Raw genomic sequence first — 16,876 nt, 5'->3', positions numbered from 1 at the left:
CTCCGCTCCTCAGGCTGCCTTGTCCGGCTGCGCCGCCGCAGGGGCCGCGGCGCGGGGCCAGGTGACGACGAAGCGGCTGCCCTTGCCGGGGGCGGAAGTCAGGGCAATCTCGCCGCCGACGGTGACCAGCGTCTTGCGCACCATGGCCAGCCCCATGCCGCTGCCTTCGACCTGATCGCGGGGGCGCAGGGTGGTGAACATGCCGAAGATGCGCTCGTGATATTCTGGCGCGATGCCCGGCCCGTCGTCGGCGACGGTGAAGATATAGGCCCTTGGCGTTTCCTCGACCGAGACGCGGACGGTGCCATCGGTGCGGTCGTGATGTTTGATGGCGTTCGAGACGAGGTTCAGAAGCACGTTCTGGATCGGCATGCGGGGCAGCGAGATCCGGGACAGGCTTTCGTCGAACCCTATGGTGAAGCCCTCGGGCGGGTTGGTCAGGCCACGGACCGCGGCCATCAGCTCGTCGCCGTCCACCGGCGCATGAACCCGGTCGTCGCGCCCGATCCGCGAGTGGATCAGCAGGTCGTCGAGCAGCCGTTCCATGCGGGCCACGCGGCTGCGCATCAGGCCGATGTTTTCCAGCGAGTCCTCGTCGAGGGTTTCGCCGAGATCCTCTTCCAGCCAGCGTGAGGCGTTGTCGATCACCCGCAGCGGCGCCTTCAGGTCATGCGAGGCGACATAGGCGAAACTGTTGAGCTCGTCGTTGGAGCGTTCGAGATCGGCTTTCGCCCGGCCCAGATCGGCGATCAGCGCCTCGCGCTCTGCCTCTGTCGCGGCCCGGATCGAGATGTCCCGGATCATCGCGACGAACTGGGTCTCGCCGCGATAGTCCACCGGGCTTATGGTGATTTCGATCGGGAAGGTCGAACCGTCGGCGCGCACACCGTGGATCGGGCGCGTCCCGGCCATGCGGCGCCCCTGCGGACCGATGTCCGCCTCGTGCACAAGCGCGCGGTGGGCGATGCGGGATTCCGGTGGAACCAGCATTTCCAGCGTGACGGTATCGTCCCGGCGATAGCCGAACATGGCCAGAGCAGAGGGGTTGATATCGGTGAGGGTGCCATCGCGCCGGACCATCATGACGCCGTCGGCGGTGCCCTGGAACATCGCCCGCGCGCGGTCGCTGGCCTCGGACAGATTGTCCAGCACGGCCACCAGAGACCCCTTGAGGTCATTGATTGCATCCCCCGTCGTATCCAGCGCCACGGCCTTGCCCGAGGCGTGGCGGGACAGCGCCTGTTCCGTCAGGGCCAGAAGCGGCTTGATCGGCCGCGTGGTCAGGCGCCAGACCGCGAAGCTGAGTGCCAGGGCCAGCGCCCCGGCAAGGACGGACAGCACTACGGTGTGTTTCAGCAGGTCGTGCACCGGGGCCAGCAGGCTGGCCAAGGGCGTGGTGACGACAACGGTCAGGGGCATCGGCCCGGCGGCGCCCTGCATGGGCTGCGTCAGCGCATGGGCGACGATACCGCCGGCGTCGAAGCGCTGTCCCTCTGCCGACAGCGTATGCCCCGCACCGGGCCAGTCGAGCGGCTGGAAATCCGGGGCGCCGTGGAACCGGAGGGTGTTTTCCGGCCCCTCGGGCCCCAGCGTGATGTGATCGCCGCTATCGGTGACGATGTGCAGCCGGTGATCGGGGGCGAGGTGCGGCGTGACGGCCCCGAACAGCCGGGTCATGTCCGCGTTCAGCACGATGGCCCCGAAGATGCGCCCCCGGCTGTCGCGCACCGGCTGGACGTAGCGGATCGTCACCGCGGCATTGTCCTGCACGCGCCCGTGTTCTCGGTTCAGGGTGACGGCAGAAAAATACCCGTGGTCCACCAACCCCTGCATGAGCGGCACCATGTAGGGTTCGGCCCCCTTCCGCTGCAGCGCGTCACCCGCAACGGGCTGCGCGCCGCCCGGGCCGACGTCGATGCGCACGATCTCGCGCCCGCCATCGGCCAGCGTGATCAGGCGGGCCTGGAAATAGGCGGGACGCTCGCTGAGCAGGGTGGAGAAGACCAGCGCCAGCCGGTGTTTCAGATCCTCGCGCTGTGCCTCGGGAAGGCCGGACCCGGGGGCCATGCGTCCGACGATCGGCAGACGGGCAAAGATCTCCGTCTCGGTCCGCATGGTATCGAGGGGCGCCATGACGCGTTCCGCGTTCAGCCGTGCCTCGGCCGCCAGAAGGGCAGAGGCACCGTCGCGCGCCGCATGGTCGGTGGCGCGGTAGCCGATCGTTCCCACCATCAGCGCCGCCAGCAGCGAAGCCAGCAGGCCCAACAGGATCAGGCGCCCGCGAAAGCCGATGCGGGTAAAGGGGCTTCGGTTCTGGTCCCAGCGTGCCACGCGTGTCCTTCCCGGTCCAGGGCTCGGCGCCGGGCAATCCTGTCGCCCGGTCCCTGTAAAGAGTGGGGCAGCCTTCTTAACGAACCGTGAAAGAAAGTGGAAAAGGCACTGCCTCGGCAGGGGGAAATGCACCGCGTTTGTCCTTTCCCCCGCATCTCCCGAGCCCATTCGGAGGGCCGAACCGTGCCTGACCGGACGCAGAAGAGCGTGTGGTGCAGGCGCCGGATGCGCTGCGGCCCGTCCCTCTTCCAAGGGGCTGCCGCGATCCGCGCCCTGCCGCAGGGACCGGCGCGCTGGCGCCGCGTGTTGCGCGCGCCGGTTGTGGGCCCCGGGCTCCCTGCGGTAGATTGGCGGCGAGGCACTCAAGAACACCACGGCAGGAGACGAACAATGACACTCAACAGGCGTCTGGTCATGATGGCGCCCGCGGCCCTGTGGCTTGCGGGATGCGGGGCGGGGATGGCGATCCCCGACGTCGCACGCCCCGACCCGGAGCTGGATCCGGGCCTGCGCCCGCAGCCCAATGCGGACTACGATGCCTGGGTGCTGGCCTTCAAGGACCGCGCCCGGCGGCGCGGGATCAGCGATGCGGTGCTGACGGCGGGCTTTCGCGGGCAGGGCTACCTGCCCGGCGTGATCGAACGCGACCGCAACCAGACCGAGTTCAAACGCTCGCTGGAAGATTACCTTGCCATCGTCGCCCCCGAGGAGAAGGTCACCTTCGGGCGCCGCATGGTCGGGGCGCAACGCGCGGCGCTTGCGCAGGTCGAAGCCCGCTATGGCGTCTCTGCCGATATCCTCGGGTCGATCTGGGGGCTGGAAAGCTACTTCGGCACACGGCGCGGCAAGATCCCGGTGATCTCGGCCACCTCGACGCTGGCCTGGGAGGGGCGGCGCGGCGCCTTCTTCGAATCGAACCTGATGAATGCCCTGCGCCTTCTGCAGACCGGGGACGCGCGGCCCGAGCAACTGGTCGGCAGCTGGGCCGGGGCCATGGGGCACACGCAGCTGATCCCGGATGCCTACCAGCGCCATGCGGTCGATTTCGACGGCGACGGCAAGCGGGACATCTGGTCGGACAATCCCATCGACGCCTTTGCCACGACGGCGCGCTTCCTGTCGGACGCGGGCTGGCGCCGCGGTCAGCCCTGGGGGCTGGAAGTGCGGCTGCCGCAGGGCTTCGACGCCGCCATCGGGCGCGGAAACCGGCGGTCGGTGGCGCAGTGGCAGGCGCTGGGCGTGACCGCTGCCCGGGGCGGAGCGCTGCCCGACGCCGGTCCGGCGGCGGTGCTGGCGCCGATGGGGTTGGGCGCACCCGCCTTCCTGGTCTTCCACAACTTCAACATGATCCTGCGCTACAACCCGTCCGAGAACTACGGCCTTGGCGTGGGCTACATGGCCGGGCGCCTTGCCGGGGGCGGTCCGCTGGTCGCGTCCTTCGGCCCGGATGCCAACGGGCTGACGTTGCAGGACCGCAAGGCCCTGCAGGCCGGTCTGACGCGCGCGGGCTATGACGCGGGCACGCCGGACGGGGTCATGGGCAAGAAGACCGAGGCCGCGATCTCGGCCTATCAGGCGGCCAATGGGCTGAGCGTCACCGGCCAGCCCTCGCGCGCCTTGCTGGAGCGCCTGCGCTAAGGGCGCGGGGCCCATGGGAGTGCGTCGGAATGGCCTGCCTGTCCTGACGCGAATGCAAACCGGGGCCGGGCGGGTAGAGAACCGGCCCGGCCCCGTGCTTTTCCAGGCCGCCTTGTTGGCGGCTCTGGCGAAAGAGAGGGCGCGCCGAGGGCTGCGGAGCGGGCGTGCCGGGCCGCGTGGTGACGGGCTGATGAATGCCGGGTGCCGACGGTTGGCCGTAGCGGGCTTTGCCAGCCGGGCAGAGGGGCAGCTGCAAGCCCTGCGAGGCAGGTCGCCGGTGCGCCGGGCGGCGCGGCGCCGAACCGCTGAGGAGCGGGAGCGGGCGGTGGATCAATGCGGCAGGCGCAAGGGGCGTGAGAGGAGGTCCGGGCAGGCTTGCCGATGCGTCGGGCAGGCGGCATGCTGGGGCAATGTCGCGCTCTGCCCGCCTCTTTGCCCTGCTTCTGGCCCTCTTGTGCTGGGTCGTTCTGGTGACCCATGTCCGCCTTGGGCTGGCCCGCGCCCCCGAGGCCTCGCTTTGGCAGGAACTTTGGCGGACCGGGCGCTATTTCACCATTCTCACCAACGGGTTGACGGCTGTGACCATGACGGCGGTGGCCCTGGGCTGGCGGGTTCCGGCGGCCTGGGCGGCGGGGCTGACCCTGTGGATGGCGATCGTGGGCATCGTGTATCACGCGCTGCTGGCGCTCGACTTCGACGGGCTGCGCTGGTGGACGGACCAAGGCCTGCACACCGCCGTGCCCATCGCCCTGTTCCTGTGGTGGCTGGCCTTCGCGCCCCGGGCCGGGCTGGCCTGGCGGCATGCGCTCTGGTGGATCGGCTGGCCGGGGCTTTACATGCTCTACGCGCTGATCCGCGGAGAGATCGACGGGCGGCATCCCTATTTCTTCATCGATCCGCCGAAGATCGGCTGGGGGCCGGTGCTGCTTTGGATTGTCGCGCTGGGGGTGGTCTTCTGGCTGGCGGGGCTGGTGCTGGTGGCGCTGGCGAAGAGTCTCAGCCGAGACCGTCCTCGTCCAGAAGATGCCGTCCCTGACGGTCTTCCACCTCGATGACCCAGAGATCCGGGTCGAAACCGCGCTGACGCGCGATGGCGGCATCGACCTCGGCTTCGGGGCCGGCGGCGAGTTCCGTCCACTGCCGCGCCCCGGTCATCAGGTCGAAGCCCCGGGTGAAGGCGCGGGCCTGCCCATCGAGCGTGGCGAGCTTCACCAGAACGGCGCCCGCCGTGTCGTCGCCATGGGCGGTGACGAAGGCCGGGATGTCCTGCAGCGCAAGGCGGCGGCGGTAGGCATCGATCCAGAAGCGGGTGCTGAGGCGGGTCATGGTCTTCCTGTCCCATGGGGGCGGTTGGCGCGCCCCGCGGTCCCTGGCGGCCTGCCTTTGACCGGCACGAGGAGGGGGCGGGGAGGGGGCTCTGCCCCCCCCCGGCCCTAACGGGCCTCCCCCCGAGGTATTTGGAGGACCAAAGAAGCGGGGAGGGGCGGTGGTCGTCTGGCGCAGGCGGGTCCGTCGGGCGGCGGGTCCGCTTCAGGTGCGGGGCGGCGGGCAAGCCTTTGTCGTCAGCTGTTTCCGTCCTTGAAGTCGAGGCCCATCTCGGAATAGCGCTCGGCCTCTTCGAGCCATTTCTCGCGCACCTTGACCTGCATGAAGAGGTGGATCTTGCGGCCGAGGAATTCCTCGAGCTCCTCGCGGGCGGCCTTGGAGATCGCCTTGACCGTCTCGCCCTTGTGGCCCAGCACGATGCCCTTGTGGCCGTCGCGGGCGACGTAGATCACCTGGTCGATGCGGGCGGAGCCGTCGTCGCGTTCCTGCCAGCTTTCGGTCTCGACCGTCAGCTGGTAGGGCAGTTCCTGATGCAGGCGCAGGGTCAGCTTTTCGCGCGTCATCTCGGCGGCGATCATGCGCAGGGGCAGGTCGGCGATCTGGTCCTCGGGGTAGAGCCAAGGCCCCTCGGGCAGCTCGGCGCCCAGCCAGGCCTTCAGATCCTCGGTGCCGTGGCCCTTCTCGGCGGAGATCATGAAGGTGCGCTCGAAGGGGTAGGCGTCGTTCAGCGCCTTGGAGAGGCTCAGCAGGGTCTCGGCCTGCGTGCGGTCGATCTTGTTGATCGCCAGCGCCACGCGGGCGGTCTTCGGCAGGTCGGGCAGGCGGTCGAGGATGGTCTTGACGCCGGCGGTCATGCCCCGGTGCGCCTCGACCAGCAGCACCACGATATCGGCGTCGGCGGCGCCGCCCCAGGCGGCGGCGACCATGGCGCGGTCGAGCCTGCGGCGCGGCTGGAAGAGGCCCGGCGTGTCGACGAAGACGATCTGGGCCGTGCCCTCCAGCGCCACGCCGCGAATGCGGGCGCGGGTGGTCTGGACCTTGTGGGTCACGATCGAGACCTTGGCCCCCACCATGCGGTTGGTCAGGGTCGATTTGCCCGCGTTGGGCTCTCCGATAAGGGCGACGAAGCCCGCGCGTGTGGTCATTTCGGTCTCGGTCTCAGAGGTGGTCAGGATGCGGTCGAAGCGGTTCGATGCAGTCTACAGGAAAAAGCGGCGGCGTGTTGCGTTCGGCCGAAGCGGGAGGCGGCGCGCAACCGATCCGGGTCCGAACCGGACCGGCATAGCGGGTTCGGGCGGGTTTCGCCATAGTGCAAAGGGGGTTTGTCCGTGACAGGGCGCGTTGCCGGGGGCGGGCGCAGGCCGGCGACGCGCTGTCCCGCGGTATTTGGTCCGGGGCTTCGGGCCGGGGGTGCCTGTGTGGTTCCGTGGCCATGGGGGCGAATCGGATTGGCTTAGAGGAGACGGCGGAGCTGCGGATGCGGGCCGGTTTCGGAAATCGCAGATGTCGGTGCCTGCGCGGAGCGGTGACGGGTCAGGGTTTCGCCGCGCGGCGGCGGTTGTCGCGGATCAGCGAGTAGGTGCCCGCGGCGACGATCAGCGCGGCGCCGGTCAGGGTCAGCGCGTCGGGGCGTTCGTCGAAGAGCAGGTAGGCGAGGACCAGCGCCACGATCAGGCGGGAATAGCGGAAGGGGGCGACGACGCCCACCTCTCCGGTGCGCATGGCCAGCGTCATGGCGGTATAGCCGAGGACCCCGGACAGCGCCGTGCCGGTGACAAGCGCGGCGGCGGCCGTTGTCGGCAGGGTCGGCGCGCCGGGTTCGAAGGCGAGGATGATCCCCCCCGCGACGGTGACCACGGCAAAGCCCAGCACGCCCATCTGCACGGTGTGGACGCGGGGCGGCGCGACGCGGGTCATCAGGTCGCGCCCTGCGAAGCCGATCATGCCGAGCAGGGCGAGGATGGCGTTGGGCTGGAAGGCGGCGGGCGTCGGGCGGACGATCAGCAGGACGCCGACGAAGCCCACCGCCATGGCCGCCCAGCGGCGCGGGCCGATCTTTTCCTGCAGCACCAGCGCGGCGCCCAGCATGACAAAGAGCGGTGCGGCCTGAAGGATGGCCGAGGTCGTCGACAGGGGGGTGTAGGCAAGCGAGAGCGCGAAGAAGAGCCGTCCGGTGATCTCGAAGCCGGTGCGGATCAGCAGCGGGCCGCGCAGGTAGTCGCGGGTCCAGAGCGGCACATTCCGGGCGCGCGCGTAGCCCGCGTAGATCAGCATCGCGAAGAGGCCGAACTGCAGGGTGGCCATGCCTGCCGTGATGCCGCCGGTGCCGGTGGCGGCCTTGAAGAAGGCATCCTCGATCCCGAAGCCCAGCATGGCGAGGATCATCCAGAGGGCGCCGCGCAGGTTGTCTGTCATCGGGGGTCGTCCTTTGGGGCAGCTGTAGCGCGGCGCGGGGGCGGGGGGAAGACGGCCTTTCGAAAGGTCGTCTGCGGACCGCAACTGGAAACCCGGTGCCTTGGGGGGCAGGGGGCCTCAGAGCGGCGCGCGCGGTGCCGGTTGTGGCAGGGGGAACGGGCTTCGAAGCCCGTTCCCCGCCTCAGTCCAGCCGCTCGAGCAGGGCCTTCGCCGCCGCCTGTTCGGCCTGTCGTTTCGCATTCGCCGTGGCCTGTGCGGTTTCGCCGCTCGCAAGCTGCGCTTCGATGGTGAAGACCGGCGCGTGGTCGGGACCGGTGCGTTCGACCACGGCATAGACCGGGGGCGGCAGGCCACGGCCCTGTGCCCATTCCTGCAACGCGGTCTTGGCGTCCTTGGCGTCTTCCTCGACCGCGCCGATGCGGTCGCCCCAGAGCCGCAGGATCAGCGCCTGCGCCACCTCGAAGCCCGCGTCGAGGTAAACGGCGGCGATCACCGCCTCCATCGCGTCGCCCAGAAGCGCCAGCTTGCGGCGGCCGCCGGACATCTGCTCGGAGCGGCCCAGCTTCAGCGCCTCGCCCAGGCCGATCTCGCGCGCGACATCGGCGCAGGCCTCCTTGCGCACCAGCGCGTTGTAGCGCGGCGCCAGCTGCCCTTCCGAGGCCTTGCGGTCGGCCTTCAGCAGCGCTTCGGCCATGACCAGCCCCAGCACCCGGTCGCCGAGGAATTCGAGCCGCTGGTTGTCCTCGCGCCCGGGGCCGGACATCGAGGCATGGGTCACGGCGCGGCGCAGCAGGCGCGGGTCGGCGAAGGCATGGCCCAGCCGGTCCTGAAGCGCCTGAAGATCCGCCGATAGCTTTGCCTGCGCCATCGCGGCCTCAGTCGATCCGGTGGAAGAAGCGGTCGGAGCGCCAGGTCCAGAAATACAGCATCGACCGGCCAGCGGAGGAGAACATCACCCGGTCGGCCCGGCCCACGAGGTTCTCGTAGGGCACAAAGCCGACGCCCTGCGCGATATTGGGCACGCGCGAATCCGACGAGTTGTCGCGGTTGTCGCCCATGAAGAAGAAGTGGCCCTCGGGCACGGTATAGACCGAGGTGTTGTCCGACCCCTGCATAGCGATGTCGAGGATCGAATGCTGGGTGCCGCCGGGCAGGGTCTCGATGAACTTGTCCTTGGTGCAGGTGCCGCCGGGGCCCACCGGGCCCTCCTTGCAGCGCGGGCGCAGCCCCTGCGGGCCCTGCGGCGCGGCGGTCTCGACGAACTGGCCGTCGGGTTCGACCGTCACCGGCTGGTCGTTGATGTGGAGCAGGCCGGCCTTCATCTGGACGCGGTCGCCGGGCAGGCCGATCAGCCGCTTGATGAAGTCGCGCCCGGTGACCGGGTGGCGGAAGACCACCACGTCGCCGCGCTGCGGCTCGCCGCCGAACAGGCGGCTGTTGTCGCCGTCGGCCCAGCCGCAGATGTCCTTGGCATCGATGTCGATGCCGAAGCGCGGGATGATGATCGAGGGGCAGGAGGCGTAGGAATAGCCGTAGGCCATCTTGTTGACGAAGAGGAAATCGCCGATCAGCAGCGTGTCCTTCATCGAGCCCGAGGGAATCCAGAAGGGCTGGAACAGGAAGGTGCGGAAGACGCCCGCGATCAGCAGCGCGTAGACGATCGTCTTGACGGTCTCGACGATTCCGCCCTTCTTTTCTGCTTTCGCCATGGTGCCCTTTGCCCCCGATTGGTTCCCCGCGCTTCATGGGCGGCGGGTGCGGGCGTGTCAAGGCGGGGGCTTGGTCCGCAGAGCGGAGAGACCGGCCTGTGACGCATCCACCCGTGGCCGTGGCCGGCGCCCCGGCCTGCGGCGGATGATCGTCCTGCCGGTCTAGGGGATTTCCGGGCCGATGCGGCGCGCCTCGATCACCACGAAGGCCTGTGCCCAGGGATGGTCGTCGGTCAGGGTGACGTGGATGATCGCCTCGAAACCCTCGGGGGTCATCGCCGCCAGCCGTTCGGCGGCCCATCCCGTGACCTGCATCACGGGCTGACCGGTGGGCAGGTTCGAGACCGCCATGTCCTTCCACGAGATGCCCATGCGCAGCCCGGTTCCCAGCGCCTTCGAGCAGGCCTCTTTCGCGGCCCAGCGTTTGGCGTAGGTGCCCGCCACGTCCTTGCGCCGCTCGGCCTTGAGCTGTTCGGTCTCGGTGAAGACGCGGTTGCGGAAGCGGTCGCCGAAGCGGTCGAGGGTGGCGGCGATGCGCTCTATATTGGCGAGATCGGTGCCGATGCCGAGGATCATGGGGCCTGCCTTTTGCGCGGATCGTCCCGGGCGTAGCGGGTGGCGGGGCGGGGTGCAAGGCGTGGCTTGGATGCAGGGCCCTGCGGTGTCCCGGGTGCGGGGCTGCCCTGGGCGCGGCACAGGGTTGGCGGGCCCGGAGCGGGGGGAGGCAGGCGCCGGGTGGGGGCGCTGCCCCCACACCCCCGAGGTATTTGACGGACCAAAGAAGGGGCGGTCGGGGGGCGGGTGGTGCGGTGACGGGGCGGGTGCTAGCCGCGTGCTTCGTCCATCAGGCGGCGCATTTCGTGGATTGCCGGGGTGAGGCCGCGGAAGATGGCCTCGCCCACGATGAAATGGCCGATGTTGAGTTCCACCAGTTCCGGCAGCGCGGCGATGGGCGCGACGGTGTCGTAGGTCAGGCCGTGGCCGGCGTGGACCTCGAGCCCGAGGCCATGGGCGAAAGTCGCCATTTCGGCGAGGCGCGCCAGTTCGGCGTCGCGCTCTGTCATGCGGCCCTCGGCGTGGAGGTCGCAATAGGCGCCGGTGTGCAGCTCGATCACCTGCGCGCCGATGCGATGCGCCGCCTCGATCTGGGCGCGGTCGGCGGCGATGAAGATCGACACCCGGCAGCCCGCGTCACGCAGGGGAGCGATGAAATGCGCCAGCCGGTTCTCGTCCCTGGCGACCTCGAGGCCGCCCTCGGTGGTGCGCTCCTCGCGCTTTTCCGGGACGATGCAGACCGCATGGGGGCGGTGGCGCAGCGCGATGGCCTGCATCTCTTCGGTGGCGGCCATCTCGAAGTTGAGCGGCAGGGAAAGCGCCTGCATCAGGCCCTCGATATCGGCGTCCGAGATATGGCGGCGGTCTTCGCGCAGATGCGCGGTGATGCCGTCGGCGCCCGCCTCTTCGGCCAGCTTCGCGGCGCGGATCGGGTCGGGATAGGCGCTGCCACGGGCGTTGCGGACGGTGGCGACGTGGTCGATGTTGACGCCGAGACGGAGGCGGGTGGCGGACATGGGTGGGACCCCCTTGCTGCGAAATTCGATCAAGACGTAAGCGGCGCAGGGCGGAAAGGGAACCCGATTCCGGCAGGGGGGCAGGGGGGAGGCATCGGCGGGCCAGGTGCGGGCGCTTTCGGAACCGGGATGCGTGGCGGTGCCATGAGCGGGGACATGCCGCGCAGCCCGTACGCGCCTGCGGTCTGCATGGGCTGCTGCTGCGTGCTCGGGGGCCGCGGCCCCGGGGTCAGCCGTTGCGCGTGGCTTCGGCCTTGCGCTTCTTCAACTCTGCGAGCTTGGCCTTGATCACGCCCTTGCGGCGGTTCTGGAAGGCCGAGATCAGCGGCAGCGAGACGTAATAGGCGATCAGCCCGCAGATGATGCCGGGCAGGATGCCGCCGATCATATAGGGGTAGAAGACCTCGTCGAAGAAGATCTCCAGCCGGGTCCAGTCCGTCGCCTCGCCATAGGCGGCGGCCAGCAGGTTGTCCCAGAGATCGGCCCCGGCGGCGAAGAACTTGTCGACGAGGTTGCCATGGTGATCGCCGGGCTGCGGATGCGGCCCCTTGTCCATGTCGAGCAGCCAGTAGCCGGTCTTGAGAGAGGCGACGCCGATCGGCACATAGGTCAGCGGGTTGCCGAAGAAGGTCGAGAGCAGCGCCGCGATCACGTTGCCGCGCAGCATCAGCGCCAGCATCCCCGCCACGACGAAATGCAGGCCGTAGAAGGGCGTGAAGGTGGTGAAGACACCGGCAAAGATGCCGCGCGCGATCTTGTGCGGCGGATCGGGCAGGCGGTTCAGCCGCAGGCGGACGTAACGGGCCGCGCGCCCCCAGCCCCCCTTGGGCCAGAGCAGCTCGACCACGATCCGCCAGATCGGGCGTCGATCCCGCCGCTTGAAGACCACTCCCGTCCTTCCTTTCGTTTACCGGGCCGCCGCCTGCGCCGCCGCAAGGCCGGGGTCGCGGCGCCGCTCGACCGAGGCGACGTTGTTTTCCGCTTCCAGCGCCGAGATCACAGAGTGCAGATGTTCCGCATCGCGCAGTTCGACATCCAGCATAAGCCTGTAGAAGTCCGGTTTCCTGTCAACAAAGTTCAGGTCCGAGATATTGGCCTTCTGCTCTCCGATCAATGTGCAAATCCGCCCCAGAACACCGGCGTCGTTGCCGATCACCAGTTCAAGAGACACCGGGTAGGCCGCGGGATGCGTGCCCTCGGCCCAGTGCAGGTCGAGCCAGGGCGCGCTTTCGTCCTCGAAGTCGGCCAGCGCGGCGCAGTCGATGGCATGCACCTGCACGCCGCGACCGGGCCGGGACAGGCCCACGATGCGCTCGCCGGGAAGCGGCTGGCAGCAGGGCGCGCGCGAGAAATTCTGGTTGTGGTCCAGGCCGATGACCGGGTGATCGGCGTCGGCCAGCTGGGTATCGACGATCACGAGGTTGGGGTAGACCGCCTCGACGACCGCGCGCGGCGCAAGCTCGGCGCTGCCAAGCTGCGCCAGAAGCGTTTCGACGTCATCCATGCGCAGCGTGTCGGCGGCCTTGGCCAGCACCTTGTCGGTGCATTTCTTGCCGTGCCGTTCGAAGGCCACGCGGGCCAGTTCCCGGCCCAGCCGGGCATAGCGCTCTTTGTTGGCCTCGCGCAGGGCGCGGCGGATCGCGGTCTTGGCCTTGCCGGTCTGCGCGATGTCGAGCCATGTGGCCTGCGGGGTCTGACCCTCGGCGGTGATGATCTCGACAGACTGACCGTTCTTCAGCCGGGTCCAGAGCGGCACGCGGATGCCGTCGACCTTGGCACCCACGCATTTCGAGCCGATCCGGGTATGGATCGCATAGGCATAGTCCAGCGGCGTCGCCCCGCGCGGCAGTTTCACCACGTCGCCCTTGGGGGTGAAGCAGAAGACCTTGTCGGTATACATCTCCAGCTTCACCGCCTCCATGAAGGCGTCGTGATCCTCTTCTGTCCCGAAGCTTTCGGTCAGCGAGGCGATCCACTTGGCGGGATCGACGGCAAAGGGGTTCTCGGCCCGCTGGCCGTCGCGGTAGGACCAATGTGCGGCCACGCCGGTTTCGGCGACCTCGTGCATCTGGCGGGTGCGGATCTGCACCTCGACCCGCTTGCCGTCGCGGCCCGAGACGGTGGTGTGGATCGAGCGGTAGCCGTTGGACTTGGGCTGGCTGATGTAGTCCTTGAAGCGACCCGGCACCGCGCGCCACCGCTGGTGGATCGCGCCAAGGGCAGTGTAGCAATCGGCCTCTGAGCGGGTGATGATGCGGAACCCGTAGATGTCGGAGAGGCGCGAGAAGCCGGTCTTCTTCTCCTCCATCTTGCGCCAGATGGAATAGGGCTTCTTGGCCCGGCCGAAGACATCCGCATCGACGCCGGCCTTTTCAAGCTCCTTGCGCATGTCCTTGGTGATCCGGTGGATCACGTCGCCGGTTTCCTTCTGCAGCGTGACGAAGCGGCGGATGATCGAATCGCGGCCCTGCGGGTTCAGGACGCGGAAGGCGAGGTCCTCCAGCTCTTCGCGCATCGACTGCATGCCCATGCGACCGGCCAGCGGCGCAAAGATCTCCATGGTCTCGCGCGCCTTCTGCATCTGCTTTTCCGGCTTCATCGCGCGGATCGTGCGCATGTTGTGCAGCCGGTCGGCCAGCTTCACGAGGATCACCCGCAGGTCCTTGGACATGGCCATCAGAAGCTTGCGGAAGTTCTCGGCCTGCTTGGTCTCGGAACTGGTCAGCTGAAGGTTGGTCAGCTTGGTCACGCCATCGACAAGATCGGCGACCTCCTGCCCGAAGCGGTCGCGCACCTCGGCGTAAGAGGCGCGGGTGTCCTCGATCGTGTCATGCAGAAGGGCGGTGATGATCGCCGCGTCGTCAAGCTGCTGCTCTGTCAGGATGGCGGCAACGGCGACGGGATGGGTGAAATAGGGCTCTCCGCTCTTGCGGAACTGCCCCTCGTGCATCGCGCGGCCATAGTCGTAGGCCGCGCGGATCAGGTCCTCGTCGGTGCGGGGATTGTAGTTGTGGACCAGCGAAACGAGGTCTTCGGCCGAAATCATGGCTGTCGCTCCGCGCTGGCCCCGGTCCCCGGTATCACCGGTGGGCTCAGCCCTGTCCCTGGGCTTCCATCAGCGCCCGCAGGAGCTTTTCTTCCGACAGGTCGTCTTCCGCCGGCTTGTCCTGTTCGGCACCCATGAGCAGCGCCATGGTGTCGTCTTCGGGCTCGTCGACCTCGATCTGGCTTTGGTTCGACTCGATCAGCCGTTCGCGCAGTTCGTCGGTGGACTGGGTTTCCTCGGCGATCTCGCGCAGGGCGACGACCGGGTTCTTGTCGTTGTCGCGGTCGACAGTCAGCGCGGCACCGGAAGAGATCTCGCGCGCGCGGTGGGCGGCGAGCATCACCAGTTCGAACCGGTTCGGGACCTTGTCAACACAATCTTCTACCGTCACGCGGGCCATGGGCGCTCCGTCCTATCGTCTGGATGCATCAGAAGGTGATGATCTAGCGCGGCTGCTCTGGTTTTACAAGCGGCATCGCGGGCAACGGCTGCAGTGCGGCGCGGTCCCCGGGGGGCAGGTCGGCCAGCAGCTGCGCGACATTTCGGCACAGCAGGGGGTGGGTCCAGCCTGCGGCGATGTCGGCCAGCGGGCCCAGCACAAAGGCGCGGTCCTGTATCCGGGGGTGCGGCAGGATCAGGGTTTCGGGGCTGGCCCGGGTCTGATCCTCTGGCGGCAGGGTGCGCCAGGCGGTCTGCGTCTCGGCATCGGGCAGCACCCGGTCCGCCATCGCCAGAAGATCGAGATCGAGCGTCCGGCTGCCCCATCTCTGGATGCGCTCCCGGTCGAAGGCCTGCTCGACCGCATGCAGTTTCAGCAAGAGCGCGTCCGGCGAAAGCGGCGCGCGCACCAGGGCGCAGGCATTCACGTAGTCCGGGCCCGCGCCTGCCGGAAAGCAGGGCGTGGCGAAGAAACGGCTGACCCGCCGCAGCCCGACCCCCTGCGCGGTCAGGGCGGCAAGCGCCGCGGCCAGCGTGGCCGAAGGGCCGCCGGCGGAGGATCCGAGGTTAGATCCGAGAGCGATGAGGAATTCTTGTACCATTGGTCAAAACGCGCTATTCTTTTGAGAGAATTAATCCCTTGCGGCGCAACGCGGAAGTATTAATTTTATTGGACTTGCCACCGTCCGCGCCCACTCAACTCACTCACGGCACTCTGGGGCGGCTGCATTCTACGAAAGGACATTTCATGTTTTACAAAGACGAACGGCTCGCGCTGTTCATCGATGGGTCGAATCTATACGCTGCCGCAAAGGCGCTTGGGTTCGATATCGACTACAAGCTGCTCCGACAGGAATTCGCGCGCCGCGGGAAAATGGTGCGGGCCTTCTACTATACCGCGCTTCTGGAAAACGACGAATACTCGCCGATCCGTCCGCTGGTGGACTGGCTGCACTACAACGGCTTCACCATGGTGACGAAGCCAGCGAAGGAATACACCGACAGCCAGGGCCGCCGGAAGGTCAAGGGCAACATGGACATCGAGCTGACGGTCGATGCCATGGAGCTGGCCCCGCGCGTCGATCACATCGTGCTGTTTTCCGGCGACGGCGACTTCCGCCCGCTGGTGGAGTCGCTGCAGCGTCAGGGCGTGCGCGTCTCGGTCGTCTCGACCATCCGGTCGCAGCCGCCGATGATCGCCGACGAGCTGCGCCGCCAGGCCGACAACTTCATCGAGCTGGACGAGCTGCGCGAGGTCATCGGCCGCCCGCCGCGCGAGCAGCAGGTGGAGCGCAACTTCGAGGTTGCGGCATCGAGCGAGTAAGTCGCCGGGCGCCTTCATGGGGATGAGGGGTGCCCGCGATGTGGGATGAGGCCGCCGGACTGGGCGGCCTTTTCCTTGCCGCCTTCGGCGCGGCGACACTGCTGCCGTTCCAGTCAGAGGTGGTCTTTGCCGCGATGCAGGCCGCCGGAGCCGCGCCGCTGGGCTGGATGCTGGCGGTGGCGAGTATCGGCAATACGCTGGGATCGGTGGTCAATTACTGGATGGGCCGGGGCGCGGAGCGGTTGAAGCACCGCCGCTGGTTCCCGGCCAGCGCGGGGCAGATGGCGCGGGCGCAGGACTGGTACGGGCGCTGGGGTCTCTGGACGCTGCTGCTCAGCTGGGCGCCCCTGGGCGATGCGATCACGGTGGTCGCGGGGGTCATGCGCACACCCTTCTGGACCTTCCTTGCGCTGGTCGCGGTGGCCAAGACGGGGCGTTACCTCGTGTTGGCCGGGGTTCTCGACCGGCTTCTGTAGGGCGGCGGATTTTTCCAAAAAATCCGCCTCGTTTTCCTTGCAGGAAAACGGCGCCTCAGCCGGGCGCGCGTGCGTTCATCGCGTCATGCGTCTCGATGATCTCGTCGGGCCAGGTGCTCTTGATATAGGCCAGCACGTTCAGGATCTCGTCCTCGGACAGGATATCGCCGAAGCCGATCATCGCCGAGCGGTAGTCGCCGCCGACGATGGCCTCGGTGCCCTCGGTGACGATCCGCACCAGCAGCGCGTCGGGGTGGTGCCAGGTGTGGCCGGTCTCGTCATGCGGCGGTGCGGGCAGGGTTCCGTCGGCGTTTTGTTCGCGCCAGTTCGCCTCTCCGGACAGGTCGGCCCCGTGGCAGGCCGCGCATTGCTCGGCGTAAAGGGTCCGCCCCTCGGCCACGCGGTCGGGGTCGGTATAGGGCAGCAGGCCACCGGCAAGGCCCGGGGCGGCAAGGCTGGCGAGGGGGAGGGCGAGGACGAGGGCGGCGCGGCGCATGGCTTGGGTCTCCTTTGGGCGAAAGGCTGATCGGGGCTTCCAGCGCGGGAAGGTCCAGTCACAAAACCGTGGGGCCGGGATGCGGAGCGGGTCCGCACGCGGGGGT

Annotated in this window: 17 protein-coding genes; 4 read left to right on the top strand and 13 right to left on the bottom strand. The window is 68.4% G+C overall.

Going from position 1 to position 16,876, the window contains the following annotated elements:
- Window positions 1-9: 9 nt before the first annotated feature.
- On the bottom strand, window positions 10-2,331 hold the full coding sequence (locus tag ACN5KJ_RS07905; RefSeq protein ID WP_418593150.1) for a sensor histidine kinase: 2,322 nt from the start codon (window positions 2,329-2,331) through the stop codon (window positions 10-12).
- A 390-nt stretch (window positions 2,332-2,721) separates the two neighbouring features.
- Between ACN5KJ_RS07905 and ACN5KJ_RS07900 the strand changes: the two genes are divergently transcribed.
- Both ACN5KJ_RS07900 and ACN5KJ_RS07895 read left to right on the top strand, forming a co-directional pair.
- Entirely contained in the window at window positions 2,722-3,969 is a 1,248-nt protein-coding gene (locus ACN5KJ_RS07900; protein WP_418593149.1) for a lytic murein transglycosylase, read from the top strand.
- A 410-nt stretch (window positions 3,970-4,379) separates the two neighbouring features.
- Window positions 4,380-5,024, top strand: a complete 645-nt coding sequence (locus ACN5KJ_RS07895; protein WP_418593147.1) for a Pr6Pr family membrane protein — start codon at window positions 4,380-4,382, stop codon at window positions 5,022-5,024.
- Here ACN5KJ_RS07895 and ACN5KJ_RS07890 read toward each other — a convergent pair.
- The 11 genes from ACN5KJ_RS07890 to folK form a co-directional block, all read right to left on the bottom strand.
- Window positions 4,966-5,295, bottom strand: a complete 330-nt coding sequence (locus ACN5KJ_RS07890) for a DUF1491 family protein (RefSeq protein ID WP_418593145.1) — start codon at window positions 5,293-5,295, stop codon at window positions 4,966-4,968. The genes ACN5KJ_RS07895 and ACN5KJ_RS07890 overlap by 59 nt on opposite strands.
- 236 nt (window positions 5,296-5,531) lie before the next feature.
- Entirely contained in the window at window positions 5,532-6,440 is a 909-nt protein-coding gene (era, locus tag ACN5KJ_RS07885) for a GTPase Era (protein WP_418593143.1), read from the bottom strand.
- A 388-nt stretch (window positions 6,441-6,828) separates the two neighbouring features.
- Window positions 6,829-7,710: a DMT family transporter gene (locus ACN5KJ_RS07880; protein WP_418593141.1), complete on the bottom strand. Its 882-nt coding sequence runs from the start codon at window positions 7,708-7,710 to the stop codon at window positions 6,829-6,831.
- A gap of 181 nt (window positions 7,711-7,891) precedes the next feature.
- Window positions 7,892-8,578, bottom strand: coding sequence for a ribonuclease III (gene rnc / locus ACN5KJ_RS07875; RefSeq protein ID WP_418593139.1), 687 nt, complete (start codon window positions 8,576-8,578; stop codon window positions 7,892-7,894).
- Between the two features lie 7 nt (window positions 8,579-8,585).
- Window positions 8,586-9,419 (bottom strand): signal peptidase I, encoded by an 834-nt coding sequence (gene lepB / locus ACN5KJ_RS07870; protein ID WP_418593137.1) that lies wholly within the window; start codon window positions 9,417-9,419, stop codon window positions 8,586-8,588.
- Between the two features lie 162 nt (window positions 9,420-9,581).
- On the bottom strand, window positions 9,582-9,995 hold the full coding sequence (gene acpS, locus ACN5KJ_RS07865; RefSeq protein WP_418593135.1) for a holo-ACP synthase: 414 nt from the start codon (window positions 9,993-9,995) through the stop codon (window positions 9,582-9,584).
- Window positions 9,996-10,243: 248 nt separating this feature from the next.
- Window positions 10,244-10,990: a pyridoxine 5'-phosphate synthase gene (locus ACN5KJ_RS07860; RefSeq protein WP_418593133.1), complete on the bottom strand. Its 747-nt coding sequence runs from the start codon at window positions 10,988-10,990 to the stop codon at window positions 10,244-10,246.
- Between the two features lie 229 nt (window positions 10,991-11,219).
- Window positions 11,220-11,879 (bottom strand): DUF2062 domain-containing protein, encoded by a 660-nt coding sequence (locus ACN5KJ_RS07855; protein WP_347165640.1) that lies wholly within the window; start codon window positions 11,877-11,879, stop codon window positions 11,220-11,222.
- Between the two features lie 18 nt (window positions 11,880-11,897).
- Window positions 11,898-14,036, bottom strand: a complete 2,139-nt coding sequence (locus tag ACN5KJ_RS07850; RefSeq protein WP_418593130.1) for a RelA/SpoT family protein — start codon at window positions 14,034-14,036, stop codon at window positions 11,898-11,900.
- A 46-nt stretch (window positions 14,037-14,082) separates the two neighbouring features.
- A complete protein-coding gene (gene rpoZ, locus ACN5KJ_RS07845) occupies window positions 14,083-14,436 on the bottom strand; it encodes a DNA-directed RNA polymerase subunit omega (RefSeq protein WP_206564747.1) in 354 nt (117 codons plus the stop codon).
- A 43-nt stretch (window positions 14,437-14,479) separates the two neighbouring features.
- Window positions 14,480-15,076, bottom strand: coding sequence for a 2-amino-4-hydroxy-6-hydroxymethyldihydropteridine diphosphokinase (folK, locus tag ACN5KJ_RS07840; RefSeq protein ID WP_418593128.1), 597 nt, complete (start codon window positions 15,074-15,076; stop codon window positions 14,480-14,482).
- Window positions 15,077-15,222: 146 nt separating this feature from the next.
- Between folK and ACN5KJ_RS07835 the strand changes: the two genes are divergently transcribed.
- Both ACN5KJ_RS07835 and ACN5KJ_RS07830 read left to right on the top strand, forming a co-directional pair.
- Window positions 15,223-15,798 (top strand): NYN domain-containing protein, encoded by a 576-nt coding sequence (locus ACN5KJ_RS07835; protein WP_418593126.1) that lies wholly within the window; start codon window positions 15,223-15,225, stop codon window positions 15,796-15,798.
- A 38-nt stretch (window positions 15,799-15,836) separates the two neighbouring features.
- Window positions 15,837-16,274: a YqaA family protein gene (locus ACN5KJ_RS07830; RefSeq protein WP_418593124.1), complete on the top strand. Its 438-nt coding sequence runs from the start codon at window positions 15,837-15,839 to the stop codon at window positions 16,272-16,274.
- Window positions 16,275-16,329: 55 nt separating this feature from the next.
- On the opposite strand, the gene ACN5KJ_RS07825 is transcribed toward ACN5KJ_RS07830, so the two are convergent.
- Complete coding sequence (locus ACN5KJ_RS07825) at window positions 16,330-16,770, bottom strand: c-type cytochrome (RefSeq protein ID WP_418593123.1); 441 nt, start codon at window positions 16,768-16,770, stop codon at window positions 16,330-16,332.
- Window positions 16,771-16,876 lie beyond the last annotated feature (106 nt).

The sequence above is a fragment of the Ponticoccus sp. (in: a-proteobacteria) genome (assembly GCF_048381735.1).
Note: the sequence above shows the minus strand (reverse complement) of the source record. Positions and strands in the feature narration are given on the sequence as shown.